At 41.1% G+C, this 20,538-nt stretch carries 20 protein-coding genes and 3 pseudogenes; 6 read left to right on the forward strand and 17 right to left on the reverse strand.

All coding sequences use genetic code 11. The features are described 5' to 3' along the window. From ETB99_RS13795 to ETB99_RS13825, 7 genes and pseudogenes are all read right to left on the reverse strand, one after another. Window positions 1–208 (reverse strand): annotated as a pseudogene (locus tag ETB99_RS13795) (hypothetical protein); the annotation flags it as partial. Then, window positions 209–880 carry a response regulator transcription factor gene (locus ETB99_RS13800; protein WP_171700861.1) on the reverse strand — a complete coding sequence of 224 codons (672 nt, stop codon included), beginning with the start codon at window positions 878–880 and terminating at the stop codon, window positions 209–211. It lies immediately after the preceding pseudogene. Next, a pseudogene (locus ETB99_RS13805) lies at window positions 855–2,257 on the reverse strand (sensor histidine kinase). The gene ETB99_RS13800 and the pseudogene ETB99_RS13805 overlap by 26 nt, the downstream one beginning before the upstream one ends. A gap of 134 nt (window positions 2,258–2,391) precedes the next feature. Continuing rightward, window positions 2,392–3,114, reverse strand: a pseudogene (locus ETB99_RS13810) (TspO/MBR family protein). A gap of 99 nt (window positions 3,115–3,213) precedes the next feature. After that, window positions 3,214–4,701: a glycoside hydrolase family 32 protein gene (locus ETB99_RS13815; protein ID WP_171700862.1), complete on the reverse strand. Its 1,488-nt coding sequence runs from the start codon at window positions 4,699–4,701 to the stop codon at window positions 3,214–3,216. A gap of 22 nt (window positions 4,702–4,723) precedes the next feature. Beyond that, a complete protein-coding gene (locus tag ETB99_RS13820) occupies window positions 4,724–5,305 on the reverse strand; it encodes a Uma2 family endonuclease (RefSeq protein ID WP_171700863.1) in 582 nt (193 codons plus the stop codon). Then, window positions 5,298–6,176 (reverse strand): amidase, encoded by an 879-nt coding sequence (locus ETB99_RS13825; RefSeq protein ID WP_171700864.1) that lies wholly within the window; start codon window positions 6,174–6,176, stop codon window positions 5,298–5,300. Before ETB99_RS13825 ends, ETB99_RS13820 begins: the two co-directional genes overlap by 8 nt. 111 nt (window positions 6,177–6,287) lie before the next feature. Here ETB99_RS13825 and ETB99_RS13830 point away from each other — a divergent pair, with 111 nt between their 5' ends. After that, on the forward strand, window positions 6,288–6,992 hold the full coding sequence (locus ETB99_RS13830) for a polysaccharide deacetylase family protein (RefSeq protein WP_077428534.1): 705 nt from the start codon (window positions 6,288–6,290) through the stop codon (window positions 6,990–6,992). An 85-nt stretch (window positions 6,993–7,077) separates the two neighbouring features. Then, entirely contained in the window at window positions 7,078–7,908 is an 831-nt protein-coding gene (locus tag ETB99_RS13835) for an aldo/keto reductase (RefSeq protein WP_171700865.1), read from the forward strand. An 11-nt stretch (window positions 7,909–7,919) separates the two neighbouring features. Here ETB99_RS13835 and ETB99_RS13840 read toward each other — a convergent pair whose 3' ends face one another. The 3 genes from ETB99_RS13840 to ETB99_RS13850 are packed head-to-tail and all read right to left on the reverse strand — an operon-like array spanning window position 7,920 to window position 11,828. After that, window positions 7,920–9,032 (reverse strand): GerAB/ArcD/ProY family transporter, encoded by a 1,113-nt coding sequence (locus tag ETB99_RS13840; protein ID WP_171700866.1) that lies wholly within the window; start codon window positions 9,030–9,032, stop codon window positions 7,920–7,922. 17 nt (window positions 9,033–9,049) lie between these two features. Beyond that, window positions 9,050–10,252: a Ger(x)C family spore germination protein gene (locus ETB99_RS13845; RefSeq protein WP_483860848.1), complete on the reverse strand. Its 1,203-nt coding sequence runs from the start codon at window positions 10,250–10,252 to the stop codon at window positions 9,050–9,052. After that, window positions 10,242–11,828: a spore germination protein gene (locus tag ETB99_RS13850; protein ID WP_171700867.1), complete on the reverse strand. Its 1,587-nt coding sequence runs from the start codon at window positions 11,826–11,828 to the stop codon at window positions 10,242–10,244. Before ETB99_RS13850 ends, ETB99_RS13845 begins: the two co-directional genes overlap by 11 nt. Before the next feature lie 127 nt (window positions 11,829–11,955). Here ETB99_RS13850 and ETB99_RS13855 point away from each other — a divergent pair, with 127 nt between their 5' ends. Then, window positions 11,956–12,201, forward strand: a complete 246-nt coding sequence (locus ETB99_RS13855; protein ID WP_077428538.1) for a YczF family membrane protein — start codon at window positions 11,956–11,958, stop codon at window positions 12,199–12,201. On the opposite strand, the gene ETB99_RS13860 is transcribed toward ETB99_RS13855, so the two are convergent. Next, on the reverse strand, window positions 12,198–13,340 hold the full coding sequence (locus ETB99_RS13860; RefSeq protein WP_171700868.1) for a TIGR04053 family radical SAM/SPASM domain-containing protein: 1,143 nt from the start codon (window positions 13,338–13,340) through the stop codon (window positions 12,198–12,200). The genes ETB99_RS13855 and ETB99_RS13860 overlap by 4 nt on opposite strands. 147 nt (window positions 13,341–13,487) lie before the next feature. Here ETB99_RS13860 and ETB99_RS13865 point away from each other — a divergent pair, with 147 nt between their 5' ends. After that, complete coding sequence (locus ETB99_RS13865) at window positions 13,488–14,048, forward strand: sugar O-acetyltransferase (RefSeq protein WP_171700869.1); 561 nt, start codon at window positions 13,488–13,490, stop codon at window positions 14,046–14,048. A gap of 28 nt (window positions 14,049–14,076) precedes the next feature. On the opposite strand, the gene ETB99_RS13870 is transcribed toward ETB99_RS13865, so the two are convergent. Together ETB99_RS13870 and ETB99_RS13875 are read right to left on the reverse strand one after the other, a co-directional pair. Then, on the reverse strand, window positions 14,077–14,898 hold the full coding sequence (locus ETB99_RS13870) for an undecaprenyl-diphosphate phosphatase (protein ID WP_171700870.1): 822 nt from the start codon (window positions 14,896–14,898) through the stop codon (window positions 14,077–14,079). Between the two features lie 155 nt (window positions 14,899–15,053). Beyond that, a complete protein-coding gene (locus ETB99_RS13875; protein WP_077428540.1) occupies window positions 15,054–15,563 on the reverse strand; it encodes a DoxX family protein in 510 nt (169 codons plus the stop codon). 251 nt (window positions 15,564–15,814) lie between these two features. Here ETB99_RS13875 and ETB99_RS15205 point away from each other — a divergent pair, with 251 nt between their 5' ends. Then, window positions 15,815–15,946, forward strand: a complete 132-nt coding sequence (locus ETB99_RS15205; RefSeq protein WP_006319602.1) for a hypothetical protein — start codon at window positions 15,815–15,817, stop codon at window positions 15,944–15,946. Between the two features lie 236 nt (window positions 15,947–16,182). Further along, entirely contained in the window at window positions 16,183–18,387 is a 2,205-nt protein-coding gene (gene katG, locus ETB99_RS13880; RefSeq protein WP_041638277.1) for a catalase/peroxidase HPI, read from the forward strand. Between the two features lie 38 nt (window positions 18,388–18,425). Here katG and ETB99_RS13885 read toward each other — a convergent pair whose 3' ends face one another. From ETB99_RS13885 to ETB99_RS13895, 4 genes are all read right to left on the reverse strand, one after another. Continuing rightward, on the reverse strand, window positions 18,426–18,719 hold the full coding sequence (locus tag ETB99_RS13885; RefSeq protein WP_171700871.1) for a nucleotidyltransferase family protein: 294 nt from the start codon (window positions 18,717–18,719) through the stop codon (window positions 18,426–18,428). After that, complete coding sequence (locus ETB99_RS13890; RefSeq protein WP_171700872.1) at window positions 18,700–19,158, reverse strand: HI0074 family nucleotidyltransferase substrate-binding subunit; 459 nt, start codon at window positions 19,156–19,158, stop codon at window positions 18,700–18,702. The genes ETB99_RS13885 and ETB99_RS13890 overlap by 20 nt, the downstream gene beginning before the upstream one ends. A 325-nt stretch (window positions 19,159–19,483) precedes the next feature. Then, window positions 19,484–19,612, reverse strand: coding sequence for a hypothetical protein (locus tag ETB99_RS15210; RefSeq protein WP_256368203.1), 129 nt, complete (start codon window positions 19,610–19,612; stop codon window positions 19,484–19,486). Window positions 19,613–19,778: 166 nt separating this feature from the next. Beyond that, the coding region (locus ETB99_RS13895) for a nuclease/transposase family protein (RefSeq protein ID WP_483860847.1) at window positions 19,779–20,538 on the reverse strand (760 nt) is incomplete at its 5' end.

Below are 20,538 nucleotides of genomic sequence, written 5' to 3' on the forward strand. Positions count from 1 at the left end.
ATAAAACGAAAGAAACAATCGCCCCAACAGCTTCCCCTACAAACGATAAAAAGGTGCCTTTCCAAAAACCGAATACCGCCAAGTTAGCTGCAGTGAGAAATACGCTCGGTACAACGCCTAAAATACTAATCACGATATTGATTGCGATGCTGATGAAAAAAGCGAATGGTTCATATGTTCGAAATAACGCAATGATCTGTTGTTCCATTTACGTCCCCCATTTGTACCCTACCCCCCAAACGGTTTGTAAAAATTGATCAACGGGAAAACCGGCTTGGCGGAGCTTTTCGCGAATATTTTTCACATGTGAATCGACAGTTCGTTCTTCTGTATTGGCGTTATACCCCCATAATGTCACGATCAGTTGCTCTCGACTAAATACGCGATTTGGATTTTTGAGAAAAAGTCCTAAAATCGCAAACTCTTTTGGTGTGAGAAAAATATCGTGCCCAGCGTATTGAACTTTATGCTGCCCCTCATCCCAAACTAAGCCATGAAACTCCAGTTTCGTTTGTTTTCCGACCGAACGGCGCAATACCGCCTCGATCCGAGCAAGCAATTCGGACTCGTCAAACGGTTTTGTAATATAATCATCTGCACCGATCTTTAGTCCTTGGACAACGTCTGTCGTTTCCCCTCTTGCGGTGACCATAATAATCGGAACGTCCGAAAACTCTCGTATTTGTTGGCACGTTTCCCACCCGTCCATCTCTGGCATCATCACATCAAGCAAAACGAGATCCGCTTTATTATTTTCTAAATGGCGGATCGCCGCTACTCCTGACTCGCATTTCACACAACGGTACCCGTTCGGGATCAAATACAACTCTAGTAAATCCAACATTCGTTTTTCGTCATCCACTAGTAATATCGTGTACACTTTCATCCCCCTTCGGCAATGTAATAACTATCTTTGTCCCTTTTCCGAATTGGCTCGTTGCGGAAATCGAACCGCCGTGCGCTTCGACAATTTCTTTCACAATCGCCAGACCTAACCCTGTGCCCCCGCCTGTTCGCGACCGTGATTTATCGACTCGGTAAAATCGTTCAAAAATATGCGGCAAATCTGCTTCAGGAATTCCTATCCCTTCGTCGGAAATCATGATCATCACGTTCTTTTTCTCCATTTTTACGTCAATGAAAACGGTAGAACCTTGGTGAGAATATTTTAACGCATTGTCCAAAAGATTCATCATCACTTGTTCAAAACGCTGTCGATCAATATGGACAGTAATGTCCTCATCACAGCGGTAGACAAGCGACATATTTTTCGTCTGAAAAGCAGGATACATCTTCTCGTATATTTTTTTAAAAAAAGACATAGTGGAGTTGGCTCTTTCTCGATTTGAAACGAATGTTGATCCATTTTCGCGAGCTCAAACAAGTCTTTCACTAATTTTTGCATATGCTCTGCTTCCTCATAAATAATGGACAAATATTTCGCTCTTTCTTCCTCCTCGATAGTTGGCCTTCTCGCGATGTCCGCATATCCTTTGACATACGTGAGCGGAGTACGAAGTTCATGAGAAATACTAGCGAGAAATTCGTTTCTTTCTTTTTTTAAGTATTCCAAATCCCTTGCCAACGTTTGAATCGCTTTACCTAGCTGTGCTAGCTCGTCTTTTCCTTTTACTTGCAGACGAACGGAGAAATCGCCCTTGCTTAGCTTTTCAGTCGCTCGCTTCATACGAATGAGCGGAATCGTAATGGCTCTTGATAAGAAGAAAATGGTGATAATCGTTAAACCGACAGAAAGCATGCCCGCAATGATAAAATGATGCTTCAGCTGATTAATCATGCGTTGAATGGAAGAAGTTTTTTGAAACATATACACATAACCAGTAATTTTTCCATTAATCCGAATTGGACTGGCTGTAGCAATATATCGCTCGTTTTTCCAATTGTCTTGAATGACTTTTCCATCGTATGGAATATCGTTCAACTTCGTCTGATCAATCCATCGCTTTGCTATTGGGAAAATATGATCTGAAAAATATAATATATCGCCTTTTTCATTTGTAATCGCAACATCCGTCTCCGCCTCAGATTCCATCATGACGACATGTTGCAACGTTATTTCATCATAATGACTTTCCAATACTGCACGGTGATTATTGCCTCGCGCTAATAAATGTTCAAATTCTTCGTGGATTTTTGCGTCGACAAGCGTTACATATAACGCAGTAAATAAGCTCATTTCAATGGCAAACACAAAAACAAAAAACAACAGCCCTAATTTAAGCGAAATTTTTCGCACAAATATTCCTTCCTCACTTATTTTTTTCTTCATTATAACAGAAAAAATATGGAGAAAATGTGGAGGGATATCTCACGTCACGTAAAAAAAAATCAGAGAATAACCCCTGATCCTTGTGATTGACAAATAGCGTGTCATCGCTTTCCTTTGTATAAGGTAGTTGTACTAATGAGTATAACACCTGCGAGTAAAAAGGAAACATAAGCAACGAGAGGCTCAGTTCCTTGATTTTTCACCCCGATACCGATAAACGCCCACACAAAAACGAGCGGATATATACAATCGTGCTCGCAACTCGCAAAAACAAACGCTAAAGTAGCTGCTGCAAATAACATCATTATCGCCCAAAAAGCATGCGGCAAACCAAATCCATCCCATCCCTCGTAAGCTAAAACAAATGACACATTAACAATCGTCGCGACACTAATCCAACCTAAATAAAATGAAAATGGCAACAGATCGAAAAAAGCTGGTTTCGTTTGTTTGACCGATATATATAAAGAAATGAGTGTAAAAAGGAGAGCAAGCATAACAACAACAGATAAAACAAAATATTCATAATGCTATACAACAATCCATAACGCATTGAACATACAACTAATGACAAACGGAACGAATGCTTGACGGTAAATGGATAGATGACGCCGTGAAGAAGGAATTTGTCGCAAAATCCAAATGGCTAACAACGTATAAATAAAACCCCAAATCGAAAATACATACCCTGCCGGTGTAAATACCACATTTACTTTTCGCGATATCTCTCCTGTCGTCTGTCCGTTCAAAGGAAGCCACTCAGCTAAAACATTTACAAAAACCATAACGATATACGCTACGATATAACCGATCAATCTCCCCATCGCTATCCTCCAGCTCGCTTTTTTGCTATACTTTATATTATTCCTTTCATGTGAGGACAATCACCGTTCATGATAAAAAGAGGCGGAGAAAACCGCCTCTTACCGTTCATCCCAAATATCTTTCAATTCCCATGCATCGATAGAACAAACCGTAATATCCCCGCCTTCTGCAAACAGTTCGATGCCTTGGCTCGTTTCAGAAGGATATATTCTTCCCGTCATGACAAGTCGACCATCGTTGACAAATAGTTCAACAGAAGAACGGTCAATGAAGAAATGAAACGTGACAACGTCTCCTATCTTATCCAATACAGCGCGACGAGTGCCTCCCTCTCCTTTTCCGGAACGGTTTCGGTCAAACGTCACGATGGAGTCTTTCACATCGTAGCGGAACATCGTTTCTTCGCTTCCGTCTTCTGAACAACGCACTTTGACACCAAATGCGTTCCCATGAAAATCACCTAAGGAAAAACGAACGAGCAACTCAAGTCGGTCACCTTTCATCGGCAACGCATATGTTCCCTCATTTACTGAAATCGATTCCAGACGCATATGTTCTTCGCGCAATAATTGTAATTCCGGCACTGGCTTCATCAACAGTTTCTCATCATCCGTCAATTCCAACAGACGCGGAATCGTTAACGCCCCTGCCCATCCGTGTTGTTGCGTCGGCATTTGTGACTCCCACATATCCATCCAGCCGAACAAAATACGTCGCCCTCGTTCATCTTCAAACGTTTGCGCGGCATAAAAATCAAACCCTTTGTCGAGTTCTTCAAACGCTCCGTGCGCTAGTTTTCCCGTTTCATAATCAAGCGTACCAACAACATAACCTGTTTGATGAAGGTTTTGAAAGCGATCGCCTTCTGGTTCGATTCCTTGCGGTGAGAACAACAAAATATCTTTGCCTTTCAAATGAAAGACGTCTGGGCACTCCCACATATAGCCTAAACGACCATCGCTCTCCGCAAGAATGTTTACATATTCCCAATGGCGTAAATCTTTCGACTTGTATAAAACGACTTTTCCATTATTCCCCTCTCTTGTCCCAAGCACCATATACCAGTCGTCGCCACGTTTCCACACTTTCGGATCGCGAATATGCCCTTGGCAATCAAATGGTGGCTCAGAAAGCACCGGATTTTTCGGGTCTTTTTCAAAATGGATGCCATCTTTGCTTGTTGCAATACATTGATATTGTTTCAGTTCCGTTTGTTCTTCATTTAGCCAAACGTTTCCTGTGTAAATGAGTGTCAGGACACCATTATTATTGACTGCGCTTCCAGAGAAACAACCGCCTTCGTCGTACCATTCACTCGGCGCAAGCGCAATCGGTGCACGCTCCCAATGCACAAGGTCTTTACTTTTCACATGCCCCCAATGCATCGGCCCCCACTTTGGACTGTCGGGATGAAATTGATAAAATACATGGTACTCTCCATTCCATTGAATCAATCCGTTTGGATCATTCATCCAGTTTACCGGCGCCATAATATGGTATGCTAAGCGATACGTGCTGTCCATTTTTTCTTTTGCCTGTTGTACTCGTCTTTCTGCTTCATAAATGTGCTTCGTGTGTTTCGACATACATTTTCCCCTTCCTCTTTGTTTATATATCAAGAAATGAAAAAATATCATGTGTAGAGAACTGTATATTTGGAAACAAAGTTGAGACAAAATGATCGTTTTGCGCATCATATACTTCTTCTAGTTGCAAACGATCGTTATAAAGGACATATTTTTCAATCGTCTGATGCTGATAATCAACAATCCAATATTCCTTTACCCCTGCTTTTTCATAGTAATAACGCTTTAATAATCGGTCATTTCTTGCAGTGCTTGGAGAAAGAACTTCGACAACAAGGTCTGGGGCGCCATAACAACGCTTATTGCGCAGTTTCTCTTTCTCACAAACAACTGAGATGTCCGGTAACACCGTGACATTTTCTTTTCCTTTTTGCTCATCTTGGAAAAGAAACACAACTTGCAAATTGCTTCCAAACACAAAACAAGGGCTACCTTTTAACGCGAATGTGATTTCCCCAATTACATTCGCTACAACCCCCTCATGCTCGTATGAGGCTGGAGCCATGAGCACAGGAACACCTTCGTACAACTCCATTCGTCGTTCTCCGACAAGCTCAAAAAACTCCGCAAGCGTATACAGCTGTTTTTCTTCACGCTCACTCATCCATCTCACCTTCACTTGTTTTTCCGTTCCTATTCATCCATTGCTCGACATGATGCACAGCGATGCCAGCAAAGCTTTTTGTTCGTGCGTAGTACTTCTGAACAATCGCCAATTGCTCGTTCATGTACGCCTCGTCTTCTTCAAAAAACGAAACGCTATCCCCTTCGTCAACTTGTCCTGTTTCAACACCTACAACAATTTGTTTTTCGTACTTTTTAGCTATTTGCATTTCTTTTTTTACAATGTTAATGATTTTCTCCGCTTCATCGCGATACGCCATGATCGTCACACCGTCCGCATGTGCAATCACCCATTCCGCTAAGTTCGTACTGCCGTATGATACTTCATCAAACCAAAACGGAATATCGACTTCAAAACGTAACGATCGTTCTTTCGCAAGTTCATGTGCTCGTTGTAACAACGTTTGATATGAAGCGACCGCCTCTTTTTCATTCGTTCGCCACCATGCGTGCAAATACGGCTCAACATCTAAGTGTACACCGAAAAACTTTTCATTCTTCTCGGCAACGCTTTCATATTGGTCAAACCATCGAAATAAACGTTCTAGTTCTTCTCCGTTTTCAATCCAATTTGGGGCGCCATCGAGCGCATACACACGAATTCCTTTTTCAGTTGCCCGACGGACAAATTGGCGATACGTATCGACGGGGACCTCAACATCGATTTGGACGTATACATCGCTTATTTGCTTTTTTTCTAAAAATGACAAGACACGATCTTCATTTTCCACAAGCAACCATGGATTCCAAAGCCATGTTGCGCGCACTAGTTGTTTTTCTTGTGCGAACAAACATACTCCTCCTGCAACGAGTACAATTAAAAATGTGATGATACCAACTACTTTTCTCAATTTACATCCCTTCCCGCATATCGACTATTTTTATTTTACTATGTTTTGCGTAGAAAAGAGAATGACACAACAACTTTTTTCACATCATATATAAAAAAGTGGGGATGAAAAATGAACGTACTTTTCTTATTTTTATCTTTCTTACTTACTGCATCAACACCTGTACATCGAACGAATGATGATATCGTTTGGAGCGTTCCGACAAATGAAAAAATGGTTGCCATTACATTTGACGATGGACCAGACATACTATACACTCCTGACATTTTAGCGATTTTAAAACAATATGATGCGAAAGCGACTTTTTTCGTCGTCGGATTTCGCGCGGAAAAGTATCCTGACATGATTAAACGTCAAATGAACGAAGGGCATGAGATCGCCAATCATACATATAAACATATCGATTTTCGTGGAAAATCAAAACAAACGATTGAGGAAGAAATAAAAAAAGGAGGCGATGTACTGTATCACATTACCGGAAAACGCCCGACGTTATTTCGTCCCCCGTTCGGCTACTACAATAAGCAGATCATTGACACCGCCAAACAACAGGGATATACCGTTGTGATGTGGTCAAAACATCAAGATACGTATGACTGGCAAAATCCTGGAACAAGACGAATTGTCCGCCGTGTCGTTGAACACATCGAGCCCGGGCAAATTATTTTATTTCATGACCATGGAAGCGGTAGCCGAAAACAAACTGTTCAAGCATTAAAAGAAATTTTACCGATTTTAAAAGAAAAAGGATATATATTTGTTACTGTTTCCGAGCTGTTAAAACACCATCCAAACTATCGCGATTTGAATTTGTAGCTCCTTCCATATGAGCCATATGTTTTGCATTTGTAGACAATCCATCTCATAATAAAAGGGACAAATATTGGAAAGGAGCATGGAGATGAACAGTTTACAAGATGCCGCGATGTTACATAACGGTGTCCGTATGCCTTGGCTTGGTTTAGGGGTCTATAAAGTGCAAGAAGGCGACGAAGTCATTCGCTCTGTTCGCACAGCGCTTGAAGTCGGTTATCGCCACATTGATACCGCTGCATTTTACCAGAACGAAGAAGGTGTCAGTCAAGCGATTCGTGAATCAGGTATTCCTCGCGACGAAATTTTTGTCACAACAAAAGTATGGAACTCCGATCAAGGATACGAATCAACGTTAAAAGCGTTTGATACAAGTTTAAAAAAGCTCAGGTTCGATTATATCGATTTGTATTTAGTGCATTGGCCTGTTAAAGGAAAATATAAAGAAACGTACAAAGCGCTTGAAAAGTTATATAAAGACGGTTTTGTGCGCGCGATCGGAGTGAGCAACTTCCAAATTCATCATTTAGAAGACATCCTTGCCGATTGCGAGATTAAACCGATGGTTAATCAAGTGGAGTTTCATCCACGTTTAACACAAAAGCCACTTCTTTCCTTTTGTAAACAACACGACATCCAACTCGAGGCGTGGTCACCACTTATGCGTGGCGGCGATTTGTTGAACGAGCCAACGCTTGTCAACATTGCGCAAAAATATGGCAAAACATCGGCTCAAGTTATTTTACGTTGGGACTTACAACACGAAGTCGTCACCATTCCGAAGTCTGTCACACCTGAACGCATCGCGCAAAACGCAAACATTTTTGACTTTACTTTAACAAAAGAAGAAATGGATGCGATTGACGCGCTAAACGAAAACCACCGCATCGGTCCAGATCCGGATAACTTTGATTTTTAAAAAGGGGCGACTTATCGTCCCTTATTTTCTTTATCTGTTTTTTGATGTCTCAACATAGCAATTAAAAGAAGAAGAACTGGGATCACAATTTGAAGTGGAATATGCATATAAACTGTAACGATTTGTAGCCCCTCTTTAATATGCTCAGCAAAATTGCTGGCGATTGCAATGGACAAAAACAAAACAGAAATACCTAGCGGATAAACAAGACGTTGATATTCTTTGATTTGAAATAAATCTGCCGCTCCGATTACTCCTGCATAAAAAAAGACACCGACTTTGAAAAATCCTCCGACAATGAGTGCAATCATAAATAACACATCTAATCGCTCTAAAAAATTTGCTACACGAATTTCTTGAATCGTGTTCAACAAGGGAAAGGTGGAACGCGAAACTATATCCGCCCCCAATACGGATATATTCATTGCCATGATGATTGCTAAATTGATGCCACTTAAAAACAACGCGAGAAACCCTGCCTTCATTACTTTTTCTTGTTTTTGCAAATAAGGAAAAATCATCGTAAAGACAATCATTTCGCCAAATGGAACATATAGTGTTTGTGTAAATACAACATGAAAAATGGGTCCCCATCCTTCTTCTAATATCGGCTGTAAACGATGAAGATCAACTGCTCCTGTAATGATGATCAGTACAAATCCTAATATAAGTATCCAGTAAAGTGAAAAGAAAAATAATTGACTCGCTCGCGCAATGACTTCAATTCCTTTATAAACAGCATACATTACTGTTAGCATCATGACAGCATTTAAAATAAACAAAGGGGTTTCAGAATACGCAAACGTCAATAGCAGCTCACCGAAATCGCGTAACACTCGAGCCGCAATGTATAAAAAATAAAGTACGTATATAAGCCCCAGTACCCTTCCAAAAAAAGAACCAACAATGCGCTGACTATATGATGTAAGAGGTAGTCTTGGATAATATGTAAAAAGGCGGTAATAAACGAACAGCAATCCTCCTCCTAAAACCATGCCACATAAAATAGCAAGCCAAACGTCTTGTTTCGCATCTACTCCAAGTGGAATAACCATGGCACTACCGTGTTCAAATAAAATGGCAAGCATAAATAATTGCCGCGCACTTATACACGCTCGTTCCACCGCATCTCACCGCCTTTTCACTGAATGTATGAGCGAGTTCTCAATCCTGTTCTTCGAATAAATGAATCAACTTTCACGTGAATTTCTAATTTAGGAAAATATTTGTTATGCCACAATTTTTTCATTTCTTTCCATTCCTCTGGATACGTTCGATGAACCACCTCTCCAAATCCAAAAATGTCGCTTTTCTTCTTTTGAGCAGTATGTACTGCTTCTTTCACCTCTTTTTTTATCTCCCGTTGTATTTTTTTTTCGAGCTCTATTATTTGCTTTGGATCTGTGAAGTCAATAGAAACAAATGTTTCGCTAATATCTCCCTCTGTTTTAATAAAAACCGATATTATTGGATTCCCGTCTTTTAGTTTTGCTGTTACCTTTGCTTGCGCACGCATCACCTTATAGGACAATCCTTCCTTAGATTCACCCCAATCAATATTTACACTTGTTTGTTTCACTTTATTAAGTACCCACAAAACCCCACGAGCCTCTTCATTCTTCATCCAGCCAACAAGCTTCCCATTCTTAAAAACAGCTAGTTCAGCAGCGCGAAGACGTGCCGAAGGTTCAATAGTACGAACATTATCTTGTTCGTCTCCCTTCTGCCAATCACCGACAATACGAAAACTACTTATGACAACTTCTTTTCCATCAAGCGAAAAATTTTCGATGATTTCCCTTATGCGAGTATCAACGTTTTCTCCTAACAAATCTTTTGTAAATTGCAATGTTTTAATTATTTGATTTGCAGGAATTTTATCGATCGGCGTAAGTACAGATAATAATTGTTTCGCTGTTTGTTTACGCGCAATAATAATATTCGCTGCAGGTCGAAACTGGGGATTGCGCTCAACAGCATCAAGAATTTGCTGAATTCCTTCTTTCGCAAGCTCCTCCCCAATGACAACAAGGTTTGTATGAGAATAATATGGAATGCGTGATATTTGTTTTGATGCCTTCCGACTTGCCTCAACTAACGTATCGCCAGTTGATGTATACAAGGCAACGGGAAGCCCTGCGCTCCCTCCCCCTCTTTGAGTCGCCCCTGCTACGTTTCCAGGATTGACAATTTGAAATGTCGACATATATTTTCCATCCCTTTTATCTATACCAACTGCAATAATGAATGCTAAGTCTGTCAGCTCTCTTTTGCTCCAACAACCGTAAATAATACACGTAAATAACAGGACAAAGATGAGGAAAAGATATCGTTTAATTTGAATCCCCTTCTTTCTCTGTTTGTTGAGGCGGCTTTGGACGTTGCCCCCCCTTTTGACGAACCGTGTCTGTATTCATGATCAAGCGAGGTCTCTCTTTTAATCCCCATAACGGAAAACGTATAAATGTATCACCTATATTTTCTAAAATAAGGGGAGCAAGTGGTGCCATGTATGGCACTCCAAATGACCGAAGACTACATAAATGAATAGTCATTAAAATCATGCCAATCAAAATGCCATAAAAACCAAATAAAGCAGCTAGTACCATTAGGGCAAAACGAATTAAACGTGCGGAGATAGCAATTGCAAACGATGGTGTCGCAAAGCTAGCAATTGCCGTGATGGACACAACGATAACCATAGCTGACGAAACAAAACCTGCTTCTACAGCAGCTTGTCCGATGACGAGCGCTCCAACAATCGATACAGCCTGTCCAACAGCCCTTGGCAAGCGCACTCCAGCTTCACGCAAAATTTCAAACGTCACCTCCATGAGCAATGCTTCAATAAAAGCGGGAAAAGGAACCGATTCACGTTGTGCAGCAATTGCAATGACAAGGGAAGTAGGAATCATTTCTTGATGAAATGTCGTCAGTGCAATATACACAGACGGTGCAACAAGGGAAATAAAAAAAACGAGCATACGTAAAAAACGCAACGCTGTCGCAATATCAAAGCGTGCATAATAATCTTCTACAGCTTGAAAAAATTGTATAAATACAGTTGGGACAATAAGGACAAATGGCGTCCCCTCTACAAAAATAGCGATTCTTCCTTCCAACAAATTAGCCGCAACACTATCTGGTCTTTCCGTATGATAAACAGTTGGAAACGTTGTAAATGATTCATCTTCAATCAATTGTTCAATATATCCAGATTCAAGAACGCCATCTATACAAATGCGTCGCAATCGACTACGCACTTCTTCAACAATTTTGTCATTTGCAATTCCTTTAATATACATGATACGGACATTTGTTTGTGTCACTTCACCTAATGTAATGCCTTCTACCCACACATGTGGATTTTGAATTCGTCGGCGGACCATAGCAACATTTGTTGCCAACGATTCCGTAAAACCCTCACGTGGCCCTCGAATAGATAGTTGTGTACTCGGTTCTGTAATCGCACGATACTCACCACCTTTTACTGATACACCAACTGCTTCTAGCATCCCATCAATAAATAAAATGACTTCCCCAGACATAAGCGAGGAAAATATGTCGTGCCATTGCTGAATGCGCCGTGTTGTATTAGCTGTAGCTATTTTTTGTTCAATATAGTCTAGATTGCAACTACTTGAAGGAAGTGATAATTGTACACTTATTTCAAGCAACAATTGCTGAACAATATGTTCATCAACCATTCCGCTCACAAAACAAAGTGCAGCAGGCAAATCGTCCTCCTTTCCAAGTAAAAAACGGCGGATGATGATATCTGCACTATTTCCAGTAATATCTCTCACTTTTTCTATATTCGCATGTAAATTCTGCTCAATCGTCCCGTATATGTCCTTTTGTGCCAACAACCCATATGCATGCGTATGCTTTTCTTTCTTACCTTTCGATCGTGTCCACATCTTTCCTCCTCCATCCATTGTCTCCTTGATAGTTAGAATAAGCATACAATGCGTATATTATGCAAAAGGAATAAACGTACAAAAAGGTCAGATGCTAAATAAAAAGTGCATCCATGGAGATGAAATGATGAAAACTGTCGTGGTTTGTATCGTTATTTCTATGTTGTTAGGCAGTATAGCGATTAGTATGAATTTATTGCTAGGAATGAGCATTCATCAAGCTTGGCTTGACATTTTCAATCCTTTTCAAGTAATGGAACCAATTGAACTAGCCGTTTTGTTCTCTCTTATCAGTCTATGGATATTTAACACATGCCTTCACCTGTTTCGAAAAAAGAACCAACATAAAAAACCCGAACAGCGTCCGCATTAAGCGAACACCGTTCGGGTTTTTTCTCTTCTCATCCCTAAAGGAACGTATACACAAAACGGTTCACTTTCCATATAATCTCCCGTGATCGCATATGCCCGAGCACGCGATCCGCCACAAACGTAACGAAATTCACAAATGCCACATTTCCCTTTATATAAATCTGGCTGGCGCAACTGTTTCATCACTTCCGATTCGCGATAAATGTGCGATAACGGTTGCTCGCGCACATTGCCGCATACGATCGGAAGTAAACCACTTGGCATGACATCTCCTGTATGGGAGACGAAAACGAAACCGTTGCCGTCATTGACACCTTTTGGCGCTCGTTTTAATCCATCAATCATCGAAGCATGGTCAGTCGTAATCGCATGCTCATAACGAATATCCCCTGCATCAATGCGTTTTTCACGCATTTTTTGTTGAATGACAACACGACGATAATGTTGCGCCGCTGTCGTTTTAATATCATACGGTGCTGTTTTACTCAATTCATACAACCAACGAAACACTTCTTCATGCTCGGTTGGAGTAATGCAATCATTCATTTGCCCACGACCAGTTGGTACGAGTAAAAAGATATACCACATCACCGCCTTTAACTCCGCAACTAATTTCGCCATTTGTTCTAAATGATCGTAGTTATAACGCGAAATGACCGTGTTGATTTGCAGTGGCATATGTAACTCGTTCAAATAACGAATATTTTCAATTGTTAAATCAAACGAACCCGGTGTACCACGAAATCGGTCATGGATGTCGGCCGTCGGTCCATCTAAACTAAACGCCCAGCGCGACAATCCGATCTCTTTTGCTTTTTTCATTTTTTCTTTCGTTACATTCGGGGTTGCGCTTGGTGTAATGGAAACACGCATTCCTTTTTTTATCGCATACTCAGCAAGATCAAACAAATCTTCGCGCATCATACAGTCCCCGCCCGTAAACACAAGCATCGGATTGTTCATGTCATATATGTCATCAATTAATCGAAGCCCTTCTTCATATGTTAGCTCGCGCGGATCGGGGAACGGTTGAGCATCGGCACGACAATGGACACATTTTAACTGACACGCTCTCGTCACTTCCCAAATGACAATAAACGGATTTTCGTTATAATCGATCGCACGCGCATGTTTATGCATCTCTCATCACCAACTTTTTGTGTTATTGTTCACATTCATTATAGACTTCGTATTGCATCATGCACTCACGCGTTTTTGACGATTTTTTTAAACATAGCGCTTTGCTATGGTACAATGAAAACAGGAAAATAAAGGAGTTGAAAAAAGATGAAATCAGAAAAAGAAAAAATGGTAAGTGGTCAATTGTATCGAGCTACCGATCCAGAGTTAGTGAAAGAACGAGAACATGCTCGTCGCTTAACAAGGCTATTTAATCAAACGTTAGAAACAGAACATGAACGACGCATTTCTTTATTAAAAGAACTATTTGGCTCAACAGGTCAAAACGTATATGTTGAACCCCCTTTTTATTGCGATTACGGATACAACATTCATGTCGGGGAAAACTTTTTTGCGAATTTTAATTGCGTTTTTTTAGATGTATGTGACATTCGTATCGGGGACAACTGTCTCATTGGCCCCGGCGTTCATATTTATACGGCAACGCACCCCATTGATCCAATCGAAAGAGCGTCCGGTTTAGAATACGGAAAACCAGTAACGATCGGCGATCATGTGTGGATTGGTGGCGGAGCAATCATTAATCCGGGCGTAAACATTGGAAATAACGTTGTCATCGCTTCAGGAGCTGTTGTCACAAAAGATGTTCCTGATCACGTAGTCGTCAGAGGCAATCCGGCAAAAATTATTAAAAAACTGAACGAATAAAAGGCTCCCGTGAAAAGGAGCCTTTTATTTATGCAAAATAAACGACATAAATGACCGCCGCAAGTACGATGCGATAAATCGCGAACGGAACGAGACGCACGCGGTTAATTAAACGTAAGAAAAAGCGAATAGCAATTAACGCGAAAATAAACGCGCTAATAAAACCAACGATGAAAAACGGTAGCGCATCTAACGTAATGTGCTCCCAGTTTTTCAATAACGAAATAGCGCTTGCCCCCGCCATAATCGGTACAGCCATAATAAATGTAAAGTCTGCTGCGGCACGGTGGCTCATTCCGACGAGTACGCCACCTGAAATGGTCGAACCTGAACGCGAAAACCCAGGCCAAAGCGATAAACATTGAACAAGACCGACAATAAACGCCTGCTTATATGTAATATCATCTACAGTTTGTGCTACTGTTCGTTTTCCGAAACGATCCGCTGCGATCATCAACAACGCTCCAAGCACAAGCCCAATGAGCACCGTTTTTGTGGAAAATAAATGTTCATCAATATAGTCTTCAAATAAAACCCCCAACACTCCAGCAGGCAAAAGACCAACGAAAATGTGCATCAGCGTCAAGCGTGGTCCTTTTCTCACTTCACCTTTTCGTAAATAAAGCAACTCAAAAAATTTATCTTTAAACACAACAACCGCAGCTAAAACTGAACCGAGCTGGATGACGACTTTAAACGTATTCGCCCCATACTTTCCTAAAAACTCGCTCGATTTTAGCCACATGTCATCAACAATAATCATATGGCCTGTCGATGAAACAGGTGCAAACTCTGTCGCTCCTTCAACTAGTCCTAAAATGAGCGCTTTAATTAACTCTATTACATGCATGTATGTCCATCCTTTCTTGTTTGGTTAAATATGTATAATCCCTTACAGGCGCCTACTCTATTGTACTACAAACATTTTCATTGTACTACTTACATGCGAAAATTACTTAAAACAAGAAAAAAACGGCCACGCACAAAGGTGCGTATGGCCGTCTTTTAAGAAGTCGATGCTATTTTTCGTTTATTCTGATATTCACTCACATATCTGCGAAGATACGGAATTACCCATCGATCAATCCCAAACTTTCCTGCATTCGCTCCTGCAACAAGAATGAAAAATGTTAATAAAACCATTTGTGGGTTTGTACTTGTTGTACCTGAAAACATAAATGCGAAATTCATTACAGCTCCCATCAGAGCAGCAAATGTTGTAAACACACCTAAAAGTAACGCAATGCCGACAAGCACCTCTCCCCATGGTACGAGAAAGTTAAAAAATCCAACGTTTGGCAACGCTACATGTTCAATAAAGGATGCCCACCATCCTTGTACTGCTGGATGCTCCCCTGTTGCTTTACCAAGCGCTCCTTTTAAAAATCCTGTCGCATCAAATCCCCCTGTTACCTTATGCCATCCTGCCATAAACCATTCATAACCGAGATACAAACGAAACACTGTCAAAACGGCCGCTGCGCTTACATGCTCACGTAACCATTTTACTACCATGTTTCATCTCTCCTTATTTATTATTTGTATAATTATTACATCTTTATCATACCACTTTTTTAATTACGAAAATTGTTTTTGCTCAACATTTCACATTATGTTCAAGAACATTTGACTATATTGTTACGAAAATATATTGAAAGCAACTATTGCCTGAATATAAAAAATAATTATATAACAGTTATTGATTTTTTAAATCTGTTATAATACAATGTAACTAACAAAAGAAACGTGCGAAAGGGGTTTTGTTTATGGATATGTATACGAAAGCTTACCAAAGATACGTTGAAAAATGTCGTGAGTTCGGCATTGAAGCAATTGATTTAATCGAATTTATTCGCAATTTGACAACTGAACAAGTCCAACATATGATCCAGAGTTAAAGATTGGAGTGAAACGATGAACGGAGATACGGATGTAAACGTATAAATCCCCCATTTTATTCTGTAAACAGAATGAAATGGGGGATTTTTATAATTTTTTGATAAAAATATTTTTTATACTTTACTATTAAATATTAATTTAGTATAATTCTAATGTACTAATCATTATCACTTCATTGTGTATACAACTGAGAGACAATTCATTTTATTTATATGCTAGAAAGGGGAATAAAAGAATGGAAAACAAAAACGAACACGTATCCAAATGCCCATTCCATGGGAGCGTGACAAGTCATGCTTCAAACAAAACAACAAACAAAGACTGGTGGCCAAATCAACTAAACTTAAACATCCTTCATCAACATGACCGAAAAACGAATCCACATGACGAAACGTTCGATTATACGGAAGAGTTTCAAAAACTTGACTATTGGGCGTTAAAAGAAGATTTGCGCAAACTGATGACGACAAGCCAAGATTGGTGGCCTGCCGACTACGGTCATTACGGACCGCTATTTATCCGCATGGCTTGGCATTCGGCAGGAACGTATCGCATCGGTGACGGACGAGGTGGAGCATCAACAGGCACGCAACGTTTTGCCCCGTTGAACAGCTGGCCGGACAATGCGAATTTAGATAAAGCACGTCGCCTGCTGTGGCCGATTAAACAGAAGTATGGCAATAAAATTTCGTGGGCGGACTTAATCGTATTAGCTGGCAACGTAGCCATTGAGTCGATGGGTGGAAAAACGATCGGGTTTGGCGCTGGCCGTGAAGACGTATGGCATCCAGAGGAAGACATTTATTGGGGTGCGGAAAAAGAATGGCTCGCTTCGGAACGTTATACAGGCGATCGCGAGTTAGAAAATCCGCTTGCTGCTGTGCAAATGGGACTCATTTACGTCAATCCAGAAGGTCCAGACGGTAATCCAGATCCGCTCGCAGCCGCACGTGACATTCGTGAGACGTTTAAACGAATGGGCATGAACGATGAAGAAACGGTAGCGCTGATCGCAGGCGGTCATACATTTGGTAAAGCGCACGGAGCTGGCGATGCATCGCATGTCGGTCCGGAACCAGAAGCCGCTCCAATCGAAGCACAAGGATTAGGTTGGATCAGCTCATACGGAAAAGGAAAAGGACGCGACACGATTACAAGTGGCCTAGAAGGCGCTTGGACACCGACACCTACAAAATGGGATAACAGCTATTTACAATTGCTTTTTGAATACGAATGGAAGCTAACAAAAAGTCCAGCTGGTGCGTATCAGTGGGAAGCAGTGAACTTAAAAGAAGAACATCTCGCTCCAGATGTCGAAGATGCGAACAAGAAAGTGCCACCGATGATGCTGACGACCGATTTAGCGTTACGGTTCGACCCAGCATATGAAAAAATTGCTCGCCGCTTTTATGAACATCCTGAAGAATTTGCTGATGCGTTTGCACGCGCATGGTTTAAACTTATTCATCGCGACATGGGGCCGAAAACGAGATATCTCGGTCCAGAAGTACCGAAAGAAGATTTCATTTGGCAAGACCCGATTCCAGCAGTTGATGTGGAATTAACTGATGCAGAAATCGAAGACATCAAAACGCGCATTTTGCAATCAGGACTAACAGTGAGCGAGCTTGTAAAAACAGCTTGGGCGTCCGCTAGCACATTCCGCAACTCCGATAAGCGCGGCGGCGCAAACGGTGCGCGTATTCGACTCGCTCCCCAAAAAGATTGGGAAGTAAACGAACCAGAGCGACTTGCCAAAGTGCTTTCCGTTTACGAAGATATTCAACGTGAACTTCCGAAAAAAGTGAGCCTTGCCGATTTAATCGTACTTGGTGGTAGCGCCGCCGTCGAGAAGGCCGCACGCGACGCTGGTTTTGACGTTCGCGTACCGTTTATGCCTGGACGAGGCGACGCAACCGAAGAACAAACCGATGTCGAAAGCTTTGCCGTATTAGAACCGGTTGCGGACGGATTCCGTAACTACCAAAAGAAAAAATACAGCGTCACGCCTGAGGAGCTGCTTGTCGACAAAGCGCAGTTGCTTGGCTTAACCGCTCCAGAAATGACTGTATTAGTTGGTGGATTGCGCGTGTTAGGGGCAACGTATCGCAATCTTCCTCACGGTGTATTCACAGACCGTATCGGCGTGCTAACGAACGATTTCTTCGTCCACCTCGTCGACATGAACTATGAATGGGTACCAAAAGAAGACGGCTTGTACGACATTCGCGACCGCAAAACAGGAGAAGTTCGTTGGACTGCCACACGTGTCGACTTAGTGTTCGGTTCGAACTCCATTCTCCGTTCGTACGCCGAATTTTACGCCCAAGACGACAACAAGGAAAAATTCGTCCACGACTTTATCAAGGCTTGGGTAAAAGTGATGAACGCTGACCGCTTTGACCTGCGGAAAAAAACAAAAGCATCCGTTACAGTGTAAACGAAAAAGCAGGCGGACGATTGTCGTCCCCTGCTTGTTTATTTCTCATAGATAACGACTCCGTCACGCTTAATTTGCTGTGCGATTTCTTTGTTCAACGAGTCAGCAAACAACACATCAAACGAATAAATGCCAACGATTTCATCAATCGCATCGATGACTTTCCACTTTTGCTTTCCTATATAATCGATGCACAAGTCAATATCGGAGTTGTAACGCGCCGTTCCTTTCGCCCGCGAACCGAATAAAATAACTCGTCGGATCTCTTCTTCACTTTGAAAATATGCCATTAAGCGTTCAAATACGGTTTGGTTAATTCCATATGTTGTCACGATCAATCACTTCTTCTTTTATTTTTTGCAACAACGCCTCGATTGGCTGGACATATTCATCAACAATTTTTTGCTTAATTTGTTCATAATCTTCTTCATTATATACATGTGCCGTTGCATTACGCGAACTTAACATATCGTTCCATATGTCAATATGTTCAATCCACCCTTCTTTAAAAGCTTGCCGATAGCACGCCCTCGGACTGTGTAATTCTAACCCAGAAGCTTTAAAAATTTTCGACAACAACTTCCAAAGTCGATCTTCGAGAATTTCATATTTCTTTACGATTGAGTCCCGATATACTTCTTTCATTAACTCATCTTCCGCTGGAATTTGCTTAGAGGCAGCAATAACATTTTTCAAATGAAGCAATAAGCGAAACGCATATTGATAGGATAAAACAATCGATTCTTTGTAGTTCTCCAATGAATGGGTCACATATATACACCCCTTTCCGCGTATTTTTATTATCGTGTACTATCTTTTCAGCTTTTTTCTTAGCTTCCTATCTCCCCACCACGTCTTTATGCCTAGAAAAGCACCTGGAAAGCCTAATACAACGAGAACGAATCCGAGTACTCGGTCAAATGAGCCCATCGGATCACTTAGTCTAAAAATACCGCTAATCCCAAGCAAGAAAGATAAAAGGCTATGCTAAATACAATTAGTGCAAATGCGTTGTTTATGTACGTGTATCTCACCTTCCTTTTTTCATTATACAACATCCTCTCCTCATTTTCGTATGAAATCACAAAAAGGACGCCTAAATGACGTCCCTTTTTCCACCTTGCATCCGCATCACTGTTACACGTTCTCGATTAGCCATACGCACATCTCGCAACATTCTTGAAAAGTCTTGCCATTGATTAAGCACCGCTTGAATGAGTTGCACCGTTCCCTGAACCTCCCGATGGCTAAAGCCACGAGGTTCTTGTGTACAAAAGGGTTTCTCGTACACCTGCGTGTAGAACTCACCCTTGTTCCACAAGACTTTCATGGGCAAACACCTTACTGGTGCTTATCGCCCTGTGCGCCCGGTTCAAGACGCTTTTTATCATTTAAATTCCCATACTACTTACGACACATGAATGAAGATGAAGTCGTTTGATTTCTTCATCATGCAGTCGAATAAATTGATCCCATCTCTCTAAACATTTTTGTCTATCTATTTCTTTTCGATTGTCTTTCACATTCATGATTAAAAATGCGCTGTATAAATCTCGTTGCACTCTGCGTCCGTCTACTTCGTGCCATCGTTGGGAAAGTGTTTTCTTGTTGTACTCATCGTTTTGGTGGTCGTATTGACTTGCCTTGACGCGAAATGTGTCGATGTATTGAAGGGAATAGCCTTCATATTGCAGTTTTTGATTCAGTATGTTTAAAAACAAACTTGGTGCACGATTCGCAATACTTTTTCCAAATCGTTTTTTCTTTTTGTATTTTCCGTTGGCATCGACTTTTGTTTCTTTTGCCTTTGCTTGAAGTGCTCTGAAATTCATTTTTTCTACTTGGATATGATGACCTAATGCGATGATCCAATTGGCAAGCCGTTGATGATCTTGTTTCCGTTTATCTGCCATTTTTCTTTGTAATTCTGCTAACTGATTTCTCGTTTTGAGATAATTTTTACTCCAAACCCATTTTTCCTTGTTATCTTTTTTTATTGTGCCATCTTCATCGTATTTGTGCGAATTATTCGCCCGTCTTTGACGATCCAATTTTCGTTGAAGAACTCGCTTTTGCTTTTCTATGTTTTCGACACTCGGCGCAAGAATAAGCAACTTGACATTATTCATCGAGCAAATAGCGACGGTTTGT

Source organism: Anoxybacillus sp. CHMUD (assembly GCF_013096965.1).
Classification (GTDB): Bacteria; Bacillota; Bacilli; order Bacillales; family Anoxybacillaceae; genus Anoxybacillus; species Anoxybacillus kestanbolensis_A.